Origin of the sequence: Bacillus pretiosus, assembly GCF_051294775.1 — a bacterium.
GTDB classification, from domain to species: domain Bacteria; phylum Bacillota; class Bacilli; order Bacillales; family Bacillaceae_G; genus Bacillus_A; species Bacillus_A wiedmannii.
Window position 1 is genome coordinate 1,369,222 of the sequence record NZ_JBPPHF010000002.1, and the last position, 16,750, is coordinate 1,385,971.

General features: G+C 33.6%; 21 protein-coding genes. 12 read left to right on the top strand and 9 right to left on the bottom strand.

The window, feature by feature from the left end; all coding sequences use genetic code 11:
- The first annotated feature begins 14 nt into the window (after positions 1-14).
- On the top strand, positions 15-677 hold the full coding sequence (gene bshB2, locus ACSG5Z_RS15285; protein WP_088064103.1) for a bacillithiol biosynthesis deacetylase BshB2: 663 nt from the start codon (positions 15-17) through the stop codon (positions 675-677).
- Between the two features lie 260 nt (positions 678-937).
- Here the strand turns inward: bshB2 and ACSG5Z_RS15290 are convergent, their stop codons facing one another.
- Together ACSG5Z_RS15290 and ACSG5Z_RS15295 are read right to left on the bottom strand one after the other, a co-directional pair.
- A complete protein-coding gene (locus ACSG5Z_RS15290; protein ID WP_048560094.1) occupies positions 938-1,366 on the bottom strand; it encodes a cytidine deaminase in 429 nt (142 codons plus the stop codon).
- Between the two features lie 108 nt (positions 1,367-1,474).
- Entirely contained in the window at positions 1,475-2,026 is a 552-nt protein-coding gene (locus ACSG5Z_RS15295; protein WP_098146450.1) for a DUF5823 family protein, read from the bottom strand.
- Positions 2,027-2,390: 364 nt separating this feature from the next.
- Here ACSG5Z_RS15295 and ACSG5Z_RS15300 point away from each other — a divergent pair, with 364 nt between their 5' ends.
- Both ACSG5Z_RS15300 and ACSG5Z_RS15305 read left to right on the top strand, forming a co-directional pair.
- On the top strand, positions 2,391-3,590 hold the full coding sequence (locus tag ACSG5Z_RS15300; protein WP_137015398.1) for a multidrug effflux MFS transporter: 1,200 nt from the start codon (positions 2,391-2,393) through the stop codon (positions 3,588-3,590).
- Between the two features lie 578 nt (positions 3,591-4,168).
- Positions 4,169-5,560 carry an amino acid permease gene (locus ACSG5Z_RS15305; protein WP_142287490.1) on the top strand — a complete coding sequence of 464 codons (1,392 nt, stop codon included), beginning with the start codon at positions 4,169-4,171 and terminating at the stop codon, positions 5,558-5,560.
- A gap of 48 nt (positions 5,561-5,608) precedes the next feature.
- Here ACSG5Z_RS15305 and ACSG5Z_RS15310 read toward each other — a convergent pair whose 3' ends face one another.
- The gene (locus ACSG5Z_RS15310; protein WP_435711686.1) at positions 5,609-6,628 is read right to left on the bottom strand and encodes a zinc-binding alcohol dehydrogenase family protein; all 1,020 of its coding nucleotides are present in this window, start codon (positions 6,626-6,628) and stop codon (positions 5,609-5,611) included.
- A gap of 308 nt (positions 6,629-6,936) precedes the next feature.
- On the opposite strand from ACSG5Z_RS15310, the gene ACSG5Z_RS15315 reads away from it, so the two are divergent.
- From ACSG5Z_RS15315 to aiiA, 4 genes are all read left to right on the top strand, one after another.
- Entirely contained in the window at positions 6,937-7,266 is a 330-nt protein-coding gene (locus ACSG5Z_RS15315) for a PadR family transcriptional regulator (RefSeq protein WP_001102638.1), read from the top strand.
- Positions 7,253-7,816, top strand: coding sequence for an HAAS signaling domain-containing protein (locus ACSG5Z_RS15320; RefSeq protein ID WP_000159076.1), 564 nt, complete (start codon positions 7,253-7,255; stop codon positions 7,814-7,816). The genes ACSG5Z_RS15315 and ACSG5Z_RS15320 overlap by 14 nt, the downstream gene beginning before the upstream one ends.
- Positions 7,806-8,672, top strand: a complete 867-nt coding sequence (locus ACSG5Z_RS15325) for a DUF4097 family beta strand repeat-containing protein (protein ID WP_435711687.1) — start codon at positions 7,806-7,808, stop codon at positions 8,670-8,672. The genes ACSG5Z_RS15320 and ACSG5Z_RS15325 overlap by 11 nt, the downstream gene beginning before the upstream one ends.
- A 336-nt stretch (positions 8,673-9,008) precedes the next feature.
- The gene (aiiA, locus tag ACSG5Z_RS15330) at positions 9,009-9,761 is read left to right on the top strand and encodes a quorum-quenching N-acyl homoserine lactonase AiiA (protein WP_098230499.1); all 753 of its coding nucleotides are present in this window, start codon (positions 9,009-9,011) and stop codon (positions 9,759-9,761) included.
- 40 nt (positions 9,762-9,801) lie between these two features.
- Here the strand turns inward: aiiA and ACSG5Z_RS15335 are convergent, their stop codons facing one another.
- From ACSG5Z_RS15335 to ACSG5Z_RS15345, 3 genes are all read right to left on the bottom strand, one after another.
- On the bottom strand, positions 9,802-10,296 hold the full coding sequence (locus ACSG5Z_RS15335; RefSeq protein WP_262749733.1) for a hypothetical protein: 495 nt from the start codon (positions 10,294-10,296) through the stop codon (positions 9,802-9,804).
- A gap of 89 nt (positions 10,297-10,385) precedes the next feature.
- Positions 10,386-10,850 carry a DMT family transporter gene (locus ACSG5Z_RS15340; protein WP_000965807.1) on the bottom strand — a complete coding sequence of 155 codons (465 nt, stop codon included), beginning with the start codon at positions 10,848-10,850 and terminating at the stop codon, positions 10,386-10,388.
- Between the two features lie 13 nt (positions 10,851-10,863).
- Positions 10,864-11,310 (bottom strand): DMT family transporter, encoded by a 447-nt coding sequence (locus ACSG5Z_RS15345; protein WP_435711688.1) that lies wholly within the window; start codon positions 11,308-11,310, stop codon positions 10,864-10,866.
- Positions 11,311-11,419: 109 nt separating this feature from the next.
- On the opposite strand from ACSG5Z_RS15345, the gene yeiL reads away from it, so the two are divergent.
- The 4 genes from yeiL (at position 11,420) to ACSG5Z_RS15365 (ending at position 14,549) form a co-directional block, all read left to right on the top strand.
- Entirely contained in the window at positions 11,420-12,112 is a 693-nt protein-coding gene (gene yeiL, locus ACSG5Z_RS15350) for a transcriptional regulator YeiL (protein WP_016118364.1), read from the top strand.
- 21 nt (positions 12,113-12,133) lie between these two features.
- The gene (locus ACSG5Z_RS15355) at positions 12,134-12,865 is read left to right on the top strand and encodes a metallophosphoesterase family protein (protein ID WP_435711689.1); all 732 of its coding nucleotides are present in this window, start codon (positions 12,134-12,136) and stop codon (positions 12,863-12,865) included.
- 126 nt (positions 12,866-12,991) lie between these two features.
- Positions 12,992-14,035, top strand: coding sequence for a flavin-containing monooxygenase (locus tag ACSG5Z_RS15360; RefSeq protein WP_435711690.1), 1,044 nt, complete (start codon positions 12,992-12,994; stop codon positions 14,033-14,035).
- A 265-nt stretch (positions 14,036-14,300) separates the two neighbouring features.
- Entirely contained in the window at positions 14,301-14,549 is a 249-nt protein-coding gene (locus ACSG5Z_RS15365; RefSeq protein WP_000666938.1) for a hypothetical protein, read from the top strand.
- A gap of 36 nt (positions 14,550-14,585) precedes the next feature.
- Here the strand turns inward: ACSG5Z_RS15365 and ACSG5Z_RS15370 are convergent, their stop codons facing one another.
- Positions 14,586-15,623, bottom strand: coding sequence for a serine hydrolase domain-containing protein (locus ACSG5Z_RS15370; RefSeq protein WP_435711691.1), 1,038 nt, complete (start codon positions 15,621-15,623; stop codon positions 14,586-14,588).
- 111 nt (positions 15,624-15,734) lie between these two features.
- Positions 15,735-15,929 (bottom strand): hypothetical protein, encoded by a 195-nt coding sequence (locus ACSG5Z_RS15375; protein WP_088609569.1) that lies wholly within the window; start codon positions 15,927-15,929, stop codon positions 15,735-15,737.
- A 133-nt stretch (positions 15,930-16,062) separates the two neighbouring features.
- Here ACSG5Z_RS15375 and ACSG5Z_RS15380 point away from each other — a divergent pair, with 133 nt between their 5' ends.
- Positions 16,063-16,344, top strand: coding sequence for a hypothetical protein (locus tag ACSG5Z_RS15380; RefSeq protein ID WP_061677629.1), 282 nt, complete (start codon positions 16,063-16,065; stop codon positions 16,342-16,344).
- Between the two features lie 29 nt (positions 16,345-16,373).
- Here ACSG5Z_RS15380 and ACSG5Z_RS15385 read toward each other — a convergent pair whose 3' ends face one another.
- Positions 16,374-16,664 carry a DUF3784 domain-containing protein gene (locus ACSG5Z_RS15385; protein ID WP_048543795.1) on the bottom strand — a complete coding sequence of 97 codons (291 nt, stop codon included), beginning with the start codon at positions 16,662-16,664 and terminating at the stop codon, positions 16,374-16,376.
- Positions 16,665-16,750 lie beyond the last annotated feature (86 nt).

Consider the following 16,750-nt stretch of genomic DNA (forward strand, 5'->3'; position numbering starts at 1 on the left):
AAGGAGGGAAACTTATGGAGAGACATGTACTTGTTGTATTTCCGCATCCAGATGACGAAGCATTTGCGGCGGGAGGAACAATTCGCTTATTAACAGATCAAGGAGTACCTGTAACGTATGCATGTGGTACTTTAGGACAAATGGGACGTAACATGGGGAAAAACGTATTCGCTAACCGTGAAACGATTCCAAATATCCGTGAAAAAGAATTAAAAGATGCATGTGAAGCGATGGGAATTCAAGATTTAAGAATGCTTGGTTTCCATGATAAAACGTTAGAATTTGAAGATGTTGATTTCGTTGCAGATAAAATTGAAGCAATCATTCAAGAAGTAAATCCATCTCGAATTATTACATTTTATCCAGAGCACGGCGTACATCCAGATCATGATGCATTTGGCCGCGCAGTTGTTCGCGCTGTATCACGTATGCAAAAAGAAGAGCGTCCAGTCATTCATGCCGTTGCGATTACGAGAAATCGCGAAGCTGTATTAGGTGAGCCGGATGTTGTAAATAATATTAGTGAAGTATTCGAGCATAAATTAGCTGCACTAGGTGCGCATCGTTCACAAACAGAAGCGATGTTAGAAGAAACACACGTGAAAATCAAAAACAAAGATGCAGCAACATTAAAATGGCTGCAACTGGAACAATTTTGGACTTATAAATGGGAGTAGGCTAGAAGGGGACCTTCTAGTAGCTCTTACATAGAAAAAGCACCGTCATTTGGACGGTGCTTTTTTAGTGAATAACTTTTAATTTCCGCTATTTGCGAGCAGATTTCACTTTATCCCGCATTAACGGGCAGTAAGCCTACTACCTGGAAATTCAGAAAAAGCAAAGAAGGTAGGTGGAGGCGGACTGCCCGTAAAAGCCCGATTGGTTCAACTAATAATCAGTGGGGATGAACAAAACCCACACTGATTAAAGTTTCACTTTATCTTGTACTCCATTCTTTTGTAAATTCATCATGGTATGCTTCGCTCCAATGGTATGGCTGCAACTCTTTTAACGGTTTGAAAATGATATCTTGTTTAGAATTTGTAATGGCGCATAGTACTTCTGGTCCCCAATAAAATAAACGTTCTTGGCATACACCACAAGGTGATAATACTTTTAATTTAGAATGCTCATTTTCCCTTGCAAGACAAATAGAATGTGTAACTTTCTTATGAAATTTATGTGCTTCTAAAATTGCACCTGTTTCCATACAAAGTTCTGTTGAAGCGTTTATTACGTCAGGGGCCACACTTGTATAAATGGATCCATCTTCTACACGGATTGCTGCAGCTCCGCCCCAATTATGTGGATATCTTTGGTCAATTAAATTTTTCACTGCATCATATAATTGTTGTTCAATGCTCAATTGTAGTTCCTCATTTCTACGTAATTTTCCATTCAATGACTATGTTATTTTTTTAGTAATACCGTTAAAAAAGAATAGACATCTAATTTCACACTATGGATGTAAGAATTACTCTTCATCTGCATACTTATCTTCTAAAGAAATTAATAGAGTAATTAACCCGAGTACTACAATAATTAAAGTGGTTATAAAAGATTTAGAAAGAGAAAAAGAACCTGCAATGAAAGGTGATAAAAACTTGAATGAAAGTATACTAGCTAGTAAGGACACTACTAAAATGGTAAAAAGAGCTACATTTTTATTACTAATAGATGATTGTAAAAAGTCTTTAATAAAGCCAATAGAGACAAATATAGTTAGTATGATAAGGGAAATAAAATAATGTGTTACATTTGTCATACTAATAGTAGGATCGTCTATTATGTAGGCAAGTAACTTAGATATTAACATACCACCAAATAATAGAATGATAAAAGCGAGTAACTCTGTTGACATATAAGTGCTAAAATTGACTTTCTTTTTAAAGAGCTTATAGCTTAGTGTAGCCTGGATTATTTGTATGATAAAAAGAGCGATAATCCACACATAATATACAATTGGTAATTCTCCTGAGAATAGAGCAATCAGGAAATTTATTACTGTCCTTAAAATTTCAATCATTACGAAAGGCCTCCTGTTTGTAAGCTTTACGACATTAAAATATGCTAGTCTGTCGTTTAATAATTAGAACTATCAATTCAAACTATTCCTAATTATTCCATAAAAGGGTGGTAGCATCAAGTTATCTTTTTAACAAACACTCTAAGGCCAAACACTAGAAAAAGAAACGCAATATGTAATATAATTGAAAAAGTATATATTAAAATCAATGTTAATATTACCCTCCTATAAGTATTAACATACGTAATTGAGGTGTTATCTTTGTTGTTTTATGATCGAATTTCTATAATGGCCCCTCCTGTTCCGTAGCTTAGGAAAGTCTTTTTATTTCTGAGATTTTCAAAGTTATAGGAGGGTATGAAAAATGAAAAAAGTCTCAGTACCATCAATTTTGTTAATGATTATTCTTGTCGCATTTCCGCAAATTAGTGAAACGATTTACACACCGTCTTTACCTGACATTTCAAAGGAGTTACACGTAAGTAATAATGAGGTACAGTTAACACTTAGTGTGTATTTTGCTGGATTTGCTTTAGGTGTATTTTTTATTGGATGGTTATCAGATATAATTGGCCGTCGCCCGGCAATGTTATTTGGAATTGTCGTATATGGCGTTGGGAGTTTCTTATGCTTTATTGCAAATTCCATTGAAGTTTTATTGCTAAGTCGTTTTATTCAAGCGTTTGGAGCAAGTGCTGGCTCTGTTGTTACACAAACGATTCTTCGTGAAAGTGTAGAAGGGCATAAGAGGCATGTTATGTTTGCTCAAATCTCGGCAGTCATTGCTTTTACACCAGCGATAGGGCCGTTAATTGGTGGTTTTCTTGATCAAATGTTTGGATTTAAAACCGTATTTTTAAGTTTAGTAGTTATGAGTATCGGGATTTTTCTGTATACGTTTGTTTCCCTTCCCGAAACAAAAACGGACTCAGTAACGAATAAAATAAATGTATTTTCTGTTTTAAAACGGTTAATTACAAATCCGAAAGTAGTAACATATGGGTTATTAATTGGAGGAGCGAATGGTGTTTTATTTAGCTATTATGCAGAAGCGCCGTTTATCTTTATTGAATACTTTCAGTTATCGCCTAGTATGTATGGACTTCTAGGAATTGTTGTTGCTTCCGCTTCTATTATTGGAGCGAAAGTTTCGAAACGATTGCTTGCCACGTATAAACCAGAGAAAATTATATATATTGGTTGTCTTGTAATGACAGGGGGAGCTATTCTTTTATCTGTTATTACGTTTGTTGGATCAAATCCGAATGTAATATATATGATTGTATTTTTAATAGCGATGTTTATATTGCTATTAGGAATTGGGATAGCGTTACCTAACTGTTTAAGTTTAGCATTAGTAGATTTTCAAGATGTCATTGGTACAGCCGGAGCGTTGTTTAGCTTAGGGTACTATGTAATTGTGACGATGACAGTTTGGGGAATGAGTCAACTTCATACGGGCTCGTTACTGGTGATGCCACTTTATTTTTTGGCTATTGTAGTTATCATGATGGTGTTTACTAAAGTGTTGATTTTAGGTAAACGAACTTCAAAAATGATTTAAATATGAAATGGTAAAAGGGTCTCATTAAAAATGAGACCCTTTTATATTTTATCCTGCTGTTTTGAGGCAGTAAGATTCCTACCTCAAAATTGGGCTGGACTAAAGAACTTAGTAGTTTATTAATATATTAAATTTCTGATTGGTATATGAATCGGACGTGTGGGGAATTACGTTAACTATTATAAAGATTGAAGTACATGAGATGTGAAACTGAGGAAGGAATACTCTCCTCGGTTATTTATATTGTAATAATATTCATGCCGGAATCATATTGAATAGATGTATTTTATTGTTAATTCAGTTAAAAATTAAACGTAATCATGCATATTAATTTATTGAAAAAATAATTGAATTTTTCAGATTAATGAATTAATATAAGGTAAGTAATTTTAAGATTTATAGAATATTGGAAGATGAAAGGTTTTGAGAATTTTGCAAGAGGCAAAAAACGATTTTAGGATAGCTTTAAAGCTAGTGTAAAATGACGTTTGCTTCATCATTTTCAGGGCCGAAAGGAATTAGGGGAAAGCATCTTGTTTTAAAATGCGGCTATGAATCATCTAAGAGGGGGAAGTGAAGTGGCAAACAAAGAATTGAAAAGGGGTTTAGAAGCACGTCATATTCAAATGATTGCTTTAGGCGGAACGATTGGTGTTGGCTTGTTTATGGGATCAGCCAGCACAATTAAATGGACAGGTCCATCAGTAATGCTTGCGTATGCAATTGCAGGTATTTTTATTTTCTTCATTATGCGTGCGATGGGTGAAATGTTGTATATGGAACCAAGTACAGGTTCATTTGCGACGTTCGGTCACAAGTATATTCATCCGTTAGCTGGTTATATTACAGCGTGGAGTAACTGGTTCCAGTGGGTTATTGTTGGGATGTCAGAGATTATTGCGGTTGGAGCATATATGCAATATTGGTTCCCAGACTTACCAGCTTGGATACCAGGTGTAATCGCAATGGTTATTCTTGGCGCAGCTAACTTAATTTCTGTTAAGTCATTTGGTGAATTTGAATTTTGGTTTGCGATGATTAAAATCGTTACGATTCTATTAATGATTATTGCGGGATTTGGACTTATTTTCTTTGGAATTGGTAACGGTGGAGAAGCGATTGGCATATCTAATCTTTGGTCAAATGGCGGTTTCTTTACAGGTGGTTTTTCAGGATTCTTCTTTGCATTATCACTTGTAGTTGGTGCATACCAAGGTGTGGAATTAATTGGTATTACTGCTGGTGAAGCGAAAAACCCGAAGAAGACACTTACAAGAGCGATTCAAAGTACAATTTGGCGTATTTTAATTTTCTATATTGGTGCTATTTTCGTTATTGTAACTGTGTATCCGTGGGATCAATTAAGTACAATTGGTAGCCCGTTCGTAGCAACTTTTGCGAAGGTTGGTATTACGGCAGCAGCTGGACTGATTAACTTCGTTGTTATTACAGCGGCGATGTCTGGTTGTAATAGTGGTATTTATAGTGCGGGACGTATGCTTTATACGTTAGGTGTAAATGGACAAGCGCCGAAATATTTCACAAAACTTTCTGGAAATGGTGTACCTTTATTCGGTACAGTTGGCGTAATTATCGGTTTAGCGGTTGGTGTTGTATTAAGTTATATCGCACCGAAAAACTTATTCGTATATGTATATAGTGCGAGCGTACTTCCTGGTATGGTACCATGGTTCGTCATTTTAATAAGTCAAATTAATTTTAGAAAAGAAAAGGGAGCAGAGATGAAAGATCATCCGTTCAAAATGCCATTTGCTCCTGTTACAAACTATTTGACAATTGCCTTTTTAATTATGGTATTAATCGGAATGTGGTTTAACGATGATACACGTATTTCATTAGTTGTAGGTATTGTTTTCTTAGCTATCGTCACAATTAGTTTCTATGCTTTCGGAATAGGGAAAAGACCTCCGTTAGATGTTCAAAATGATCAAGAGATTTCAAGTAAATAAAGAAAGTAAAAAGTCCGATTTCTCATTTGGAAATCGGACTTTTTGTTATTAAAACTTTTCTAAAACGATTTTTCCAATTGTACTTCCGCTTTCAAGCAGAGCATGTGCTTTCTTTACGTTTTCAGCGTTAATTGGTGTGAATGTTTCATTTAGAGTAGTCTTTAAAATACCTTCATCTAATAGTTCGCTTACTTTATTTAATAGTTCGTGCTGCGTGATCATATCGCCAGTTTCGTACATCGCTTTTGTAAACATAAACTCCCAAACGAATGTAGCACTTTTACTTTTTAAAATACCCATCTCAAGAGGGTGTTCATTTTCTACGATGGAGCAAATTTTTCCTTGTGGTTTAATGAGGTCACAAATTGCTTGCCAATGTTGATCTGTATTGTTTAAGCAGAAAATATAATCTACATCTTTTAGCCCAAACTCTAATATTTGATCTTGTAAAGGTTGGTGATGGTTAATGATATAATCGGCACCAAATTTTTCAACCCAGTGTATCGTTTCATTACGGGATGCAGTTGTGATTACATTCAGTCCAGCCCATTTCGCCAGTTGAATGGCAATTGAACCTACACCACCAGCCCCGCCGATAATTAAAATGTTTTTGAATGTATTCTCATCTTTCTTATTATAATCAATGCTTAAACGTTCAAATAAACCTTCCCAAGCCGTAATAGCTGTTAAAGGAAGTGCTGCAGATTCAGCATCACTTAACGTTTTAGGTTTCTTGCCAACGATTCGTTCATCAACTAGGTGGTATTCACTATATGTACCTTGTCTCGTAATACTTCCAGCGTAAAATACTTCGTCGCCTTCTTTAAATAACGTACAACCTTCGCCCGTTTGTACGACGACACCACAAGCATCCCAGCCAAGTATTTTCGCTACAACTTCTTTTTTATCTTTCGGAGAGCGAACTTTTGTATCAACGGGATTAACGGAAATAGCGTTAATTTTAACAAGTATATCTCTTCCTGTAGCAACAGGTCTTTCAACTTCAATATCAATTAAACTGTTTTCTTCTTCAATAGGTAAGTATTCATGTAAACCAATTGCTTTCATTTGTATTCCCTCCATTAAAGTAAGAGTTTTTCTCTTTTATTATAGTAGGTAAAGCGTCATTATGTAAAAAAGTTGAGTTCTTTCCATTTTGTAAAAGAGCTGTTTCAACTTCATTTAGAACTTTGTAACTGGCGAGCAACATCCATCACTCTGATTTTATAAGCGTCGGATGAGAGGTATACTTATTTTTCCAGTGTACCTTGCAATGAACAATACCAAGTGTTATATTATACTTGTAGTTATTAGTTATAAAATAGTACTAAATAATAAACAGTAGTGGATATCAATTAGAATAGGGTGAATGAATATTGAATGTACAATTTAAAAAAGGAGTTTTAGAACTTTGTGTTCTTGTCTTACTGGATAAGCAAGACCGTTATGGATATGAATTAGTTCGAAATATTTCCAATCGAATTGAAATATCAGAAGGGTCTGTTTATCCTCTTCTTCGAAGGCTAACTAAGGAAGAATATTTTACAACGTATTTACAGGAGTCTTCAGAAGGCCCTTCAAGAAAGTATTATACACTGACGGATAAAGGTAGAACGTATTTGTATCAACTTTTGGAGGAATGGAATGAGTTTTCACAAGGTGTCAATCAATTAATTAAAGAAGGTGTAGGTAATGACGAAAGATAAATTTTTACAACAATTAAATGTATCTCTAAAAAGGTTATCTGATAAAGAGCGTGCAGAAATTTTAAAAGATTATGAAGAACATTTTACTTTCGGATTAGAGGAAGGGAAAAGTGAAGAAGAAATTGCAACTTCATTAGGCTCTCCAGCTCAAATCGCCAAAGAGTTATTAGCAGATTATCATATTGAGAAAGTAACAGCAAGTGCAACAACAGGAAATGTTTTTCGGGCAATTTGGGCAGTAATTGGATTAGGTTTTTTTAATTTGTTAATCGTGCTTGGACCTGCAATTACATTAGCTGCATTAATTTTTTCAGGATGGGTTCTAGGTATCTCATTTTTAGGCGCACCATTACTTGTTTTAGTTGATACGATTATACATCCAAATACATTCTTGCTATTTAATCTTTTTGTTTCTTTAGCACTTTGTGGACTTGGATATTTCATTGTTATTGCTATGTTATTTTTAACGAAGCTAGCAAAGAATGGATTTGTTCGTTATTTAAAGTTCAATATAGCATTAGTAAAAGGTGGTTTGAAGCATGATAAATAAAAAGAGTCTTTCAATCATTGCAGGTATTATTTTCATTATTGGTATTATCGGAAGTTTATTCACTTATCGTTCAATTGCTGCAGTACCAATTTCAGAAGAAAAGGTCGTTAATAATAATAATGTGTCAAGCGTCATTATTGATACAAATAACGTTCGTATTAATATCAATCCTACAAAAGATAGTAACGTGAAAGTAAAATTAGATGGCGAGGTTAATCCAAACGTAAAAAGAACATTAGCTACGGATGAGGAAGATTCAACGCTTCTCATTTCTTATAAAGAAAAACAACAGAGCTGGTTCAACTTTAATATTTCTGAAGTATTGGCTCCATTAACATTAAATGTGTATCTACCCGAAAAACAATATGATTCATTAAAAGTTTCCAATAATAATGGCTACGTTTCTGCTAAAAAACTAAACGCAACACATTTTAATATCAATACAAGCAATGGACATGTTGAATTAAGAGGAATCAATTCGCCAAAAATTATCGCAGAAGCAAACAATGGAATTATGGATTTCAAAGATGTATTGGCACAAAATATTCATGTAAAATCGAACAACGGACGAATAATGCTAGACCATGTTGAAGGTGAAATAGAGGGGCAAACTAAAAATGGAAGTCTTACTCTTAAAACGAATGAACTGGATCGAAATCTCAATTTTATGACTCATAATGGGAAAATTAATATTGAAACCGAAAAAGAACCAACTAATGTTCAATTTAATGTTTCTGTCGACAACGGCAGCGCGAATATCCTGAATAAATATAACGGGAATACGGTTATTGGAAAGGGAGAAAATATAATTAAATTAAACACACATAACGGAAATATTACAGTGAAAAACCAATAGCATATTACCTTTTATAATCTCAGCTCGTCGCACATAAAGAGCAATAATAAATAAAAAAGAATCGACTCCTTTTTTCAACATATAGGTAGTCGGTTTTTTTTTATGTAACCTTCGTTTAAGTGTGTATCCTTTTCGTATTTCAAAATACAAACAGTGGATTTATTACCCTGGATTCTTAGAAAAATAACGAATAATAATTAATAGTGTAAGGAGAATTTGTGAATGACTCAAAAATAATAGCTGAAACAATGAAAAGTGAGAAGGAGTTTATTTCTAGCAAGAGGAATTCTTTACTGTATTGTTTTATTCAAAACTAAATTTAAAGGTGGATACATAATGACAGTAAAGAAGCTTTATTTCGTCCCAGCAGGTCGTTGTATGTTGGATCATTCGTCTGTTAATAGTACATTAACATCAGGAGAATTATTAGACTTACCGGTTTGGTGTTATCTTTTAGAGACTGAAGAAGGACCTATTTTAGTAGATACAGGTATGCCAGAAAGTGCAGTTAATAATGAAGGTCTTTTTAACGGTACATTTGTCGAAGGGCAGGTTTTACCGAAAATGACTGAAGAAGATAGAATCGTGAATATTTTAAAACGGGTTGGTTATGAGCCGGAAGACCTTCTTTATATTATTAGTTCTCACTTGCATTTTGATCATGCAGGAGGAAATGGCGCTTTTATAAATACACCAATCATTGTACAGCGTGCTGAATATGAGGCGGCGCAGCATAGCGAAGAATATTTGAAAGAATGTATATTGCCGAATTTAAACTACAAAATCATTGAAGGTGATTATGAAGTCGTGCCAGGAGTTCAATTATTGCATACACCAGGCCATACTCCAGGGCATCAATCGCTATTAATTGAGACAGAAAAATCCGGTCCTGTATTATTAACGATTGATGCATCTTATACGAAAGAAAACTTTGAAGATGAAGTGCCGTTTGCGGGATTTGATTCAGAATTAGCCTTATCTTCAATTAAACGTTTAAAAGAAGTTGTGATGAACAAGAAGCCGATTGTTTTCTTTGGACATGATATAGAACAGGAAAAGGGATGTAAAGTGTTCCCTGAATATATATAGTACAAAAAGTCATGAGCTTATTCGCTCATGACTTTTTCGTTTAAATGATTTTTTTAAATAAGTTATAAACTTTTTTAGAACTATCTTCATTTAATTGATAGTACGTAAGGTTTACATCATCAGGAGTATCTTGCTGAGCAATCATCACTTCGTTACTGTGATGGTCAACTACCCATATGAAATATTTTTTATAAGTCCCATCCTCGAAAGTAATCCACATATCACAGTCTATTAAATCTGATCCTTCTTCATCTAATGTTAATTTTCCTTTTTTGGCGGTATCCATACTGTTAATGAATGTTTTTAATTCATCTGTTTTTGTGAGAAAGATATCTTTTTTTGTTTTAATTGACTCGACATGTATATCTTTTATTTCCTGTTTTCCTAAAAAGACAGGGGGCTCATTTGGATCTCTTTGAGTTGAAATGATAGTAGCTTTCTTCTTTGGCTTATTTGCTGTATAGAAATCTTGAATAGATTTTCCAGAGTTAAAAAACCATACGATACCCAAAATAATCAATGCGCTACCGAGCAGTAAAATGATTTTCTTAATAGAATATTCTCCTCTCTATCACTTCGTATGAAGAGCTTTTCTATTAATATATGATAGGGAAGCATAAAGTATTATAGTTGAACTTGGTTATTCTGCACTGTTTTAACAGGGCGATCTACGAGTAAATTGTAAGTGAGTCCGATTAGTACGAAAATGCCACCGACAACCTTTCCTATAGAGAGTTCGTGTGACAAGATGAAATCAATGATAGTCCCCGCAAATAATTGTCCGATAAAGATGAGTAACGTTAAATAAAATGCTGATATTTTAGGCGTAATATAGTTCGATAACGAGATGACGATAACACCTACTAATCCGCCTAAGTAAACAGCGATAGGAATAGATTGCAACGTATGACTAGGAATGTACATTGAATCTGAACTGAAAATTAAAAATAACATAGAGAAAAATAATCCAGTAATATAATTAAAAAACGTACCTTCCCAATTACCGATTTTCGCTGCTAAATTTGCGTTAATAATTCTAGCAACAACGATAGAAACACCAGCTAAAATAGCGATAGTAATATATAACATTTTCTTGCCCCCATTAATAAATTGTCATGATTATAATTCCGGAAGAGATGAAACATAATCCAATTAGTTTTTTCTTTTCAAACCTTGCAACTTTCATTCCTAATAAGCCGAAATGATCAATAACGATGGAAGCAATGGATTGACCAAGTAAACTTAATGCGATCGTAATAGAGGCACCAAGGACGGAGAAACTTATATTATTAAAAAGGACAGTGAATACCCCAATCGCTCCAGCGCTATATAAAAAAAGTGGAATGCTTTTATCAAAATAAATTTTATTTTTGTTTATGATTAAAACGAAAATAATTGCAATTAAACCGACAAGGTGAATGACAACGCTTGCTGTATACTTGCCAATTAATTCAGATAAAATCCCATTCAATGGAAGCATAACGGCAATGAGCATACCAATAAAGACAGAAAGAAAGTTGTACAATGTAATATCCCCTTTAATTTTCATATTTGTAATGACTGTATCATGCTGAAATTGTGAATTACTATGACATATGTCATAGTGGAAGGGGAAAATTTTGATTACAATGGGGAGTAGTTGTAAAGGCGGGGGAACTATGAAGAAAATATGTAATTCTATTAAATTAACAAATTATATGAAAGAAAATAATATTGACTCCTTTTTTAGTAATGATATGAAACCATATATGGAACTAATATTTTTTAAAAAGAATGAGTTTATTTGTAGAGAGAATGAAGAGATAGATTATTTATTTTTCTTCGTTGAAGGAAAAGCGAAAGCGTTTAATACATTAAGTAACGGGAAATCTGTATTGTTATGCTTTTATGATAGCTTGCAGCTGTTAGGAGATGTGGAGTTAATTCATTCTCAAAAGACAGCTTCAAACGTACAAGTGATGGCAGATTCATATTGTGTTGGTTTGCCTTTAGGGAAAGTGAGAAATCAATTATTTCATGATGCAAAATTTTTACGGTGTATTTGCGGATCATTAGCACATAAGTTAAATCGGCTTTCAAAAAACAGTACAATTAATTTACTATATCCACTTGAAAATAGACTTGCGAGTTACATGTTAGCAGCAGGGGAACGAGCGGTGCAGCATGGAAATAGAATTGTATTTAGTGGGAATTTAACGGAAACAGCTGAATTGTTAGGAACGAGTTATCGACACCTATTACGTACATTAAATATTTTTTGTGATAAAGAGATTATAAAAAAGAACAATGGTTGCTTTGAAGTAGTAAACTTGGATGTTTTGAGGGAATTGGCGGCAGATGTTTATAAATAATATATTAAAATGGGGATTTAGATGAAAATAGCAATTATTTCAGATGTTCATGGAAATAGTCACGCTTTGAAATCCGTATTAGAAGATATTGAACGTCGCAAGGTCGAAATGATAATTAATTTAGGTGATAGCGTCTATGGGCCGTTAGATCCTTTAGGTACAATTGAAATATTAATGAATAATGAGATGATACATATTAAGGGAAACTGTGATCGCATGCTTTGGGAACCTATACAAGAGCAGTCTGCTACACTAACTTTTGTCCGAAATCAATTAACAGAAAATCATATAGATTGGTTAAAACAACATCCTTTCCAATTCATTGTTGACGATATTTTATTTTGTCATGGTACACTAACTTCAGATGAGGTGTATTTACTAGAAGAAATGGACGAAAATGGTGCAGTATTAAAGAGTCAAAAAAATATAATGGATCAACTCAAAAATATAGAACAAAAAATAATAGTATGTGGTCATACACATATTCCTAGAGTTGTTTATTTAGCGAACGGAAAAATCATAATAAATCCAGGGAGTATAGGGCTTCCAGCGTACAAAGATGAATTACCCATTGTGCATAAAATGGAATCAGGAACTCCGCATGCAAAATATGTAGTGATAGAAAAGGTTTTGGGAGAATGGGTAATTGAACAAATTCCAGTTCCTTATAATTGGGAGGAAGCTGCTGAGTTAGCTGTTCAACAGGAAAGACATGACTGGGCACAGGCACTAAAGACTGGGAAGATAGAATGAAGGGGAGTTTACCCCTTTTTTTATTTTGAGTAAATATTGAATGATGTAAAAATAAAATGTTATGATTATGGAAACGTATGAATATATGAACAAGTATTCATGCGTTTAGTGGAAGGAGGGATTAGAGTGAAAGACTTAATTATTATTGGAGCTGGTCAAGCTGGATTAACAATGGGATATTACTTGAAGCAAGAAGGTTATAATTTTTTATTACTTGAGGCAGGAAACCGAATTGGGGATTCATGGAGAAACAGATATGATTCTTTGCAACTCTTTACACCGAGGGAATATAGTAGTTTACCAGGTATGATAGTAAAAGGAGAAGGAAAGGGATTTCCGTGTAAAGATGAAATGGCAACGTATTTAGAAGAATATGCAAGGTACTTTAAATTACCGGTCCAATTGCAAACCGAAGTTTTAAAAATAAAGAAAGAAAAAGAGATATTCAAATTACATACTCCTACAGAAATTTTACAAGCAAAAAAGGTTGTTATCGCAACAGGTGGTTTTCAGCAACCATACATCCCCTCATTTTCACAACATCTTTCATCGCATGTTTTTCAAATACATTCATCACAATATAAATCACCATCACAAATTCCTAAGGGGAATGTACTAGTAGTAGGTGGCGGGAATTCAGGAATGCAAATTGCAGTAGAACTTGCAAAAACTCATGAAGTTACAATGTCTATCAGTCATCCTTTAACATTTTTACCGTTACGTCTTTTTAGAAAAAGCATTTTTTATTGGCTAGAAAAATTGGGTTTATTGTACGCCGAAGTAAATACTAAGAGGGGAAAATGGTTTCAGAAGAGAAAGGATCCTATTTTTGGTTTTGAAGGCAAAGAACTTATTCGTAATGGAGCAATTAAACTAGAGGAAAAAGTGGTTAGTGCATCAGAAAATAATATTATGTTTCAAAATGGTGGCACGTATAGTGCAGAAAGCATTATATGGTCAACTGGTTTTATTCAGAACTATAAATGGATTGAACTAGAAAAGGCAGTGAATGAGAATGGATTTCCTAATCATGTAAAGGGAATAAGTCCCGTGAGAGGATTATATTATATCGGTTTGCCGTGGCAATCTCAAAGAGGATCTGCACTTATTTGTGGTGTAGGAAAGGATGCATCATATTTACTTTCTGAAATCAAAAAAATAGATCAGTAGCAGCGACTACTGATCATCCATATGTACATGAATTAGGAGAGGTCAAACATTTATTAACTTTATTATAATAGATTTTCATAAGAATAAAAACTGAAAATTCTAATTTTATGTTGAGAAAGTTTTTTGTATCGAAATATATAAAAGAATAGGGGTTTTTAGTAAAAGGAAATATGATATTTATATTTTAATAAATTATGATATAGTTTATAAAGAATAGATTACATAAAATGTTATTTTGTTACATATTTAGGAAGGGGGGATTGTTATGAAGTTTGATGATCAACGCCTACTAGGAGTACGATTAGGTTCTATACTTGTAACAGAGGAAAATCAATATTTAGTAATTAAGAAAAAAGATCATTATGCACTTTTAAATATACATAATTTAGAATGCACACATGTTGAAGTGCAGCTAGAACATATTGAAGAAATGTTGCAGGAAGATTTTCAAGAAAGTATAACGGAGATTATCGCACCAGAACATATAAAAATTGTTGCCAAAAATGTAATATAAAGAAAGAAGCTGGAAGGAACAGCTTCTTTCTTTTCGTTAAAAGGATAACGTTTTTAACACGTCACCAATAATCCCTTCCATTTGATGAACGCCTAAGTCAGCGTTCGTCATTATAACAGCACCATTACCTCGGTATGGATAGCATATCATCATACATTGAAATCCAACGCCCCATCCAAGTGAATACATTTGTAAGTCTTTATTCGAATCATCTAGAAACACACCTAATCCAGTCCATTTTGAGCAACCTTGAGGAGAAATCATATCTTGTACTAATTTTTGAGAAAGTTTTAGTTTGCCCTTTCCTTGTAAGGAATGAATGATTTCAATTACTAAAGTTGATAAGTCTGTTGGTGTTGTCCAAATACCTGAAGCGGCTGCGAATGGATAAAATGGATACTTCTCATTTGTAACGGTGCCATCTTTATTATGCCCACAAGCAAAGGCCTCCATTTTATTTATATCTTTAGTAGAGAATAGCATACTATTTTTCAGTTGTAGTGGATGAAAGATATATTCTTCAAGTAAAAGATTGAATGGTTTTCCAGTTATATCTTCAAGTAGTAGTTCAATAATACAAAAGTTTGCATCAGAGTAGTGAAATTCGCTTTCTGGTTTATAAGTTATTTCTATCGGTACTGGACAATATGATGTTTTACCGGCAAGGATTTCAGACATGTTTGGTCGCCCTTGTGCAAGTGTATAATGCCCAAAACTATTAGGAGGATCAATGATTCCAGATTGGTGGCTTAATAAATTTCGCAGGGTGACTTTTTTCTGTGAGGTAAATAGACTGGTAGGTATGTTCCAAGATGTGAGTCTATCATTTACGTCTTCATCTAAATGCACGATCTTTTGATCTGATAACGTTAGTACGAGCATTGTAGTGAAGAATTTACTAATAGAACAAGAATTGAATATGGAATTCGTAGTGACAGTTTTAGTTGTTCCAGATTCAAGTGTTCCGCAGGCAGTTGCTTCATCTAGTTTACCATCACGTATAACAGCAAGGCTTAAACCTTCAACGGAATATTGGTTCATTTTCTCGTATATAGTGTTAGTTTTTAAGTTCATAGTGACTCCTTTCTTATGAAAGACAGAATATTAGTTCTATTATACAGTAGTTAATAGAGAGAATGAGAGAAAAAGAAAAAACTTCATCTTTTATCGATGAAGTTCTTTTAGTTAATTCGAAGTGAATGCTTTAAAAAATTTATCTCGGTACATGTACATTAGCCATGAGGTTGTTAGTAAAGAAATAATGATTTGTTTGTTTTGAATTGGCGCATTGAAAACAAGCCAGCCAACGATATCAAATAATAAATGTAGTGCAATTGAAAGAACTACAAATTGTAGTAACGTCTTAAAAAATCTTTTCATAAAGTATCCCCCTAAAATAAAAGGTTTTATCAACAGTGTTGTATATTACTATTATACATTAAATGTGTTTCATGGTAAAATTTACATAAGTTAGTGAAATAAAACAAATGAAAGCTAATGAGGAGGAATAGTCATGGAATTTTGGATGATCATACCGATAGCGGTCTTTGGGTTTATTTATATTGCTGAAAAATTAAATAGAATCGAAAAGAAAACGGATGCACGTTTAAAGAGGATGGAAGATAGATTACAGCTAATTACGAAAGAAATGGGAATTATAGATAGAGAACCTGAAATTAATAAAGAGTTACGCCAGCTTATGGAAGAAGGAAAAACAGTTACAGCAGTTAAGAGAGTAAGAGAGGCTTTTGGGTTTTCTTTACTAGAAGCGAAGCAATATGTTGATAAATTATAAAAAAGATCATCCATTTGGTTGATCTTTTTTCAATGCACCATGCGTGTATTTACATAAGCAGCGATTATAACGTGGCCAATTATAATGATAGGAAATAAGATTTTGACATTAGGAGTAGTGAAGACACTACCAATTGTGGCAATAGCACCGGCAGTTAAATTATAAAGACCAACTATTTTTGATAACTTACCTTTATCTGGTACACGGCGTTCATTGAATCCTGATAAGAGCCAAGTGTATTGTTTAACTCCGATGAAATAAGCTAGTGCAAATGAAATAATTGCTAGTATGAATAATGATGGGGAAGCGAAGAGAGTCATTGAAAACACCTCCGTTAAAGGGTTATAAATAAATTATAGTATGAATGTTATAATTTAACAAAATATAAGTGTAATAGGAAACAGAG

Excerpts from the sequence above, each read along its gene's own strand:
- ACSG5Z_RS15345 (WP_435711688.1), bottom strand. The coding sequence starts at position 11,310 with ATGAAAATTAAAGGGGATATTACATTGTACAACTTTCTTTCTGTCTTT.
- ACSG5Z_RS15370 (WP_435711691.1), bottom strand. The coding sequence starts at position 15,623 with ATGAACTTAAAAACTAACACTATATACGAGAAAATGAACCAATATTCC.
- ACSG5Z_RS15385 (WP_048543795.1), bottom strand. The coding sequence starts at position 16,664 with ATGACTCTCTTCGCTTCCCCATCATTATTCATACTAGCAATTATTTCA.
- ACSG5Z_RS15320 (WP_000159076.1), top strand. The coding sequence starts at position 7,253 with ATGACGAAAGATAAATTTTTACAACAATTAAATGTATCTCTAAAAAGG.
- ACSG5Z_RS15380 (WP_061677629.1), top strand. The coding sequence starts at position 16,063 with ATGGAATTTTGGATGATCATACCGATAGCGGTCTTTGGGTTTATTTAT.
- ACSG5Z_RS15300 (WP_137015398.1), top strand. The coding sequence starts at position 2,391 with ATGAAAAAAGTCTCAGTACCATCAATTTTGTTAATGATTATTCTTGTC.
- bshB2 (WP_088064103.1), top strand. The coding sequence starts at position 15 with ATGGAGAGACATGTACTTGTTGTATTTCCGCATCCAGATGACGAAGCA.
- ACSG5Z_RS15295 (WP_098146450.1), bottom strand. The coding sequence starts at position 2,026 with ATGATTGAAATTTTAAGGACAGTAATAAATTTCCTGATTGCTCTATTC.
- ACSG5Z_RS15365 (WP_000666938.1), top strand. The coding sequence starts at position 14,301 with ATGAAGTTTGATGATCAACGCCTACTAGGAGTACGATTAGGTTCTATA.
- yeiL (WP_016118364.1), top strand. The coding sequence starts at position 11,420 with ATGAAGAAAATATGTAATTCTATTAAATTAACAAATTATATGAAAGAA.
- ACSG5Z_RS15310 (WP_435711686.1), bottom strand. The coding sequence starts at position 6,628 with ATGAAAGCAATTGGTTTACATGAATACTTACCTATTGAAGAAGAAAAC.
- ACSG5Z_RS15340 (WP_000965807.1), bottom strand. The coding sequence starts at position 10,850 with ATGTTATATATTACTATCGCTATTTTAGCTGGTGTTTCTATCGTTGTT.
- ACSG5Z_RS15375 (WP_088609569.1), bottom strand. The coding sequence starts at position 15,929 with ATGAAAAGATTTTTTAAGACGTTACTACAATTTGTAGTTCTTTCAATT.
- aiiA (WP_098230499.1), top strand. The coding sequence starts at position 9,009 with ATGACAGTAAAGAAGCTTTATTTCGTCCCAGCAGGTCGTTGTATGTTG.
- ACSG5Z_RS15355 (WP_435711689.1), top strand. The coding sequence starts at position 12,134 with ATGAAAATAGCAATTATTTCAGATGTTCATGGAAATAGTCACGCTTTG.
- ACSG5Z_RS15325 (WP_435711687.1), top strand. The coding sequence starts at position 7,806 with ATGATAAATAAAAAGAGTCTTTCAATCATTGCAGGTATTATTTTCATT.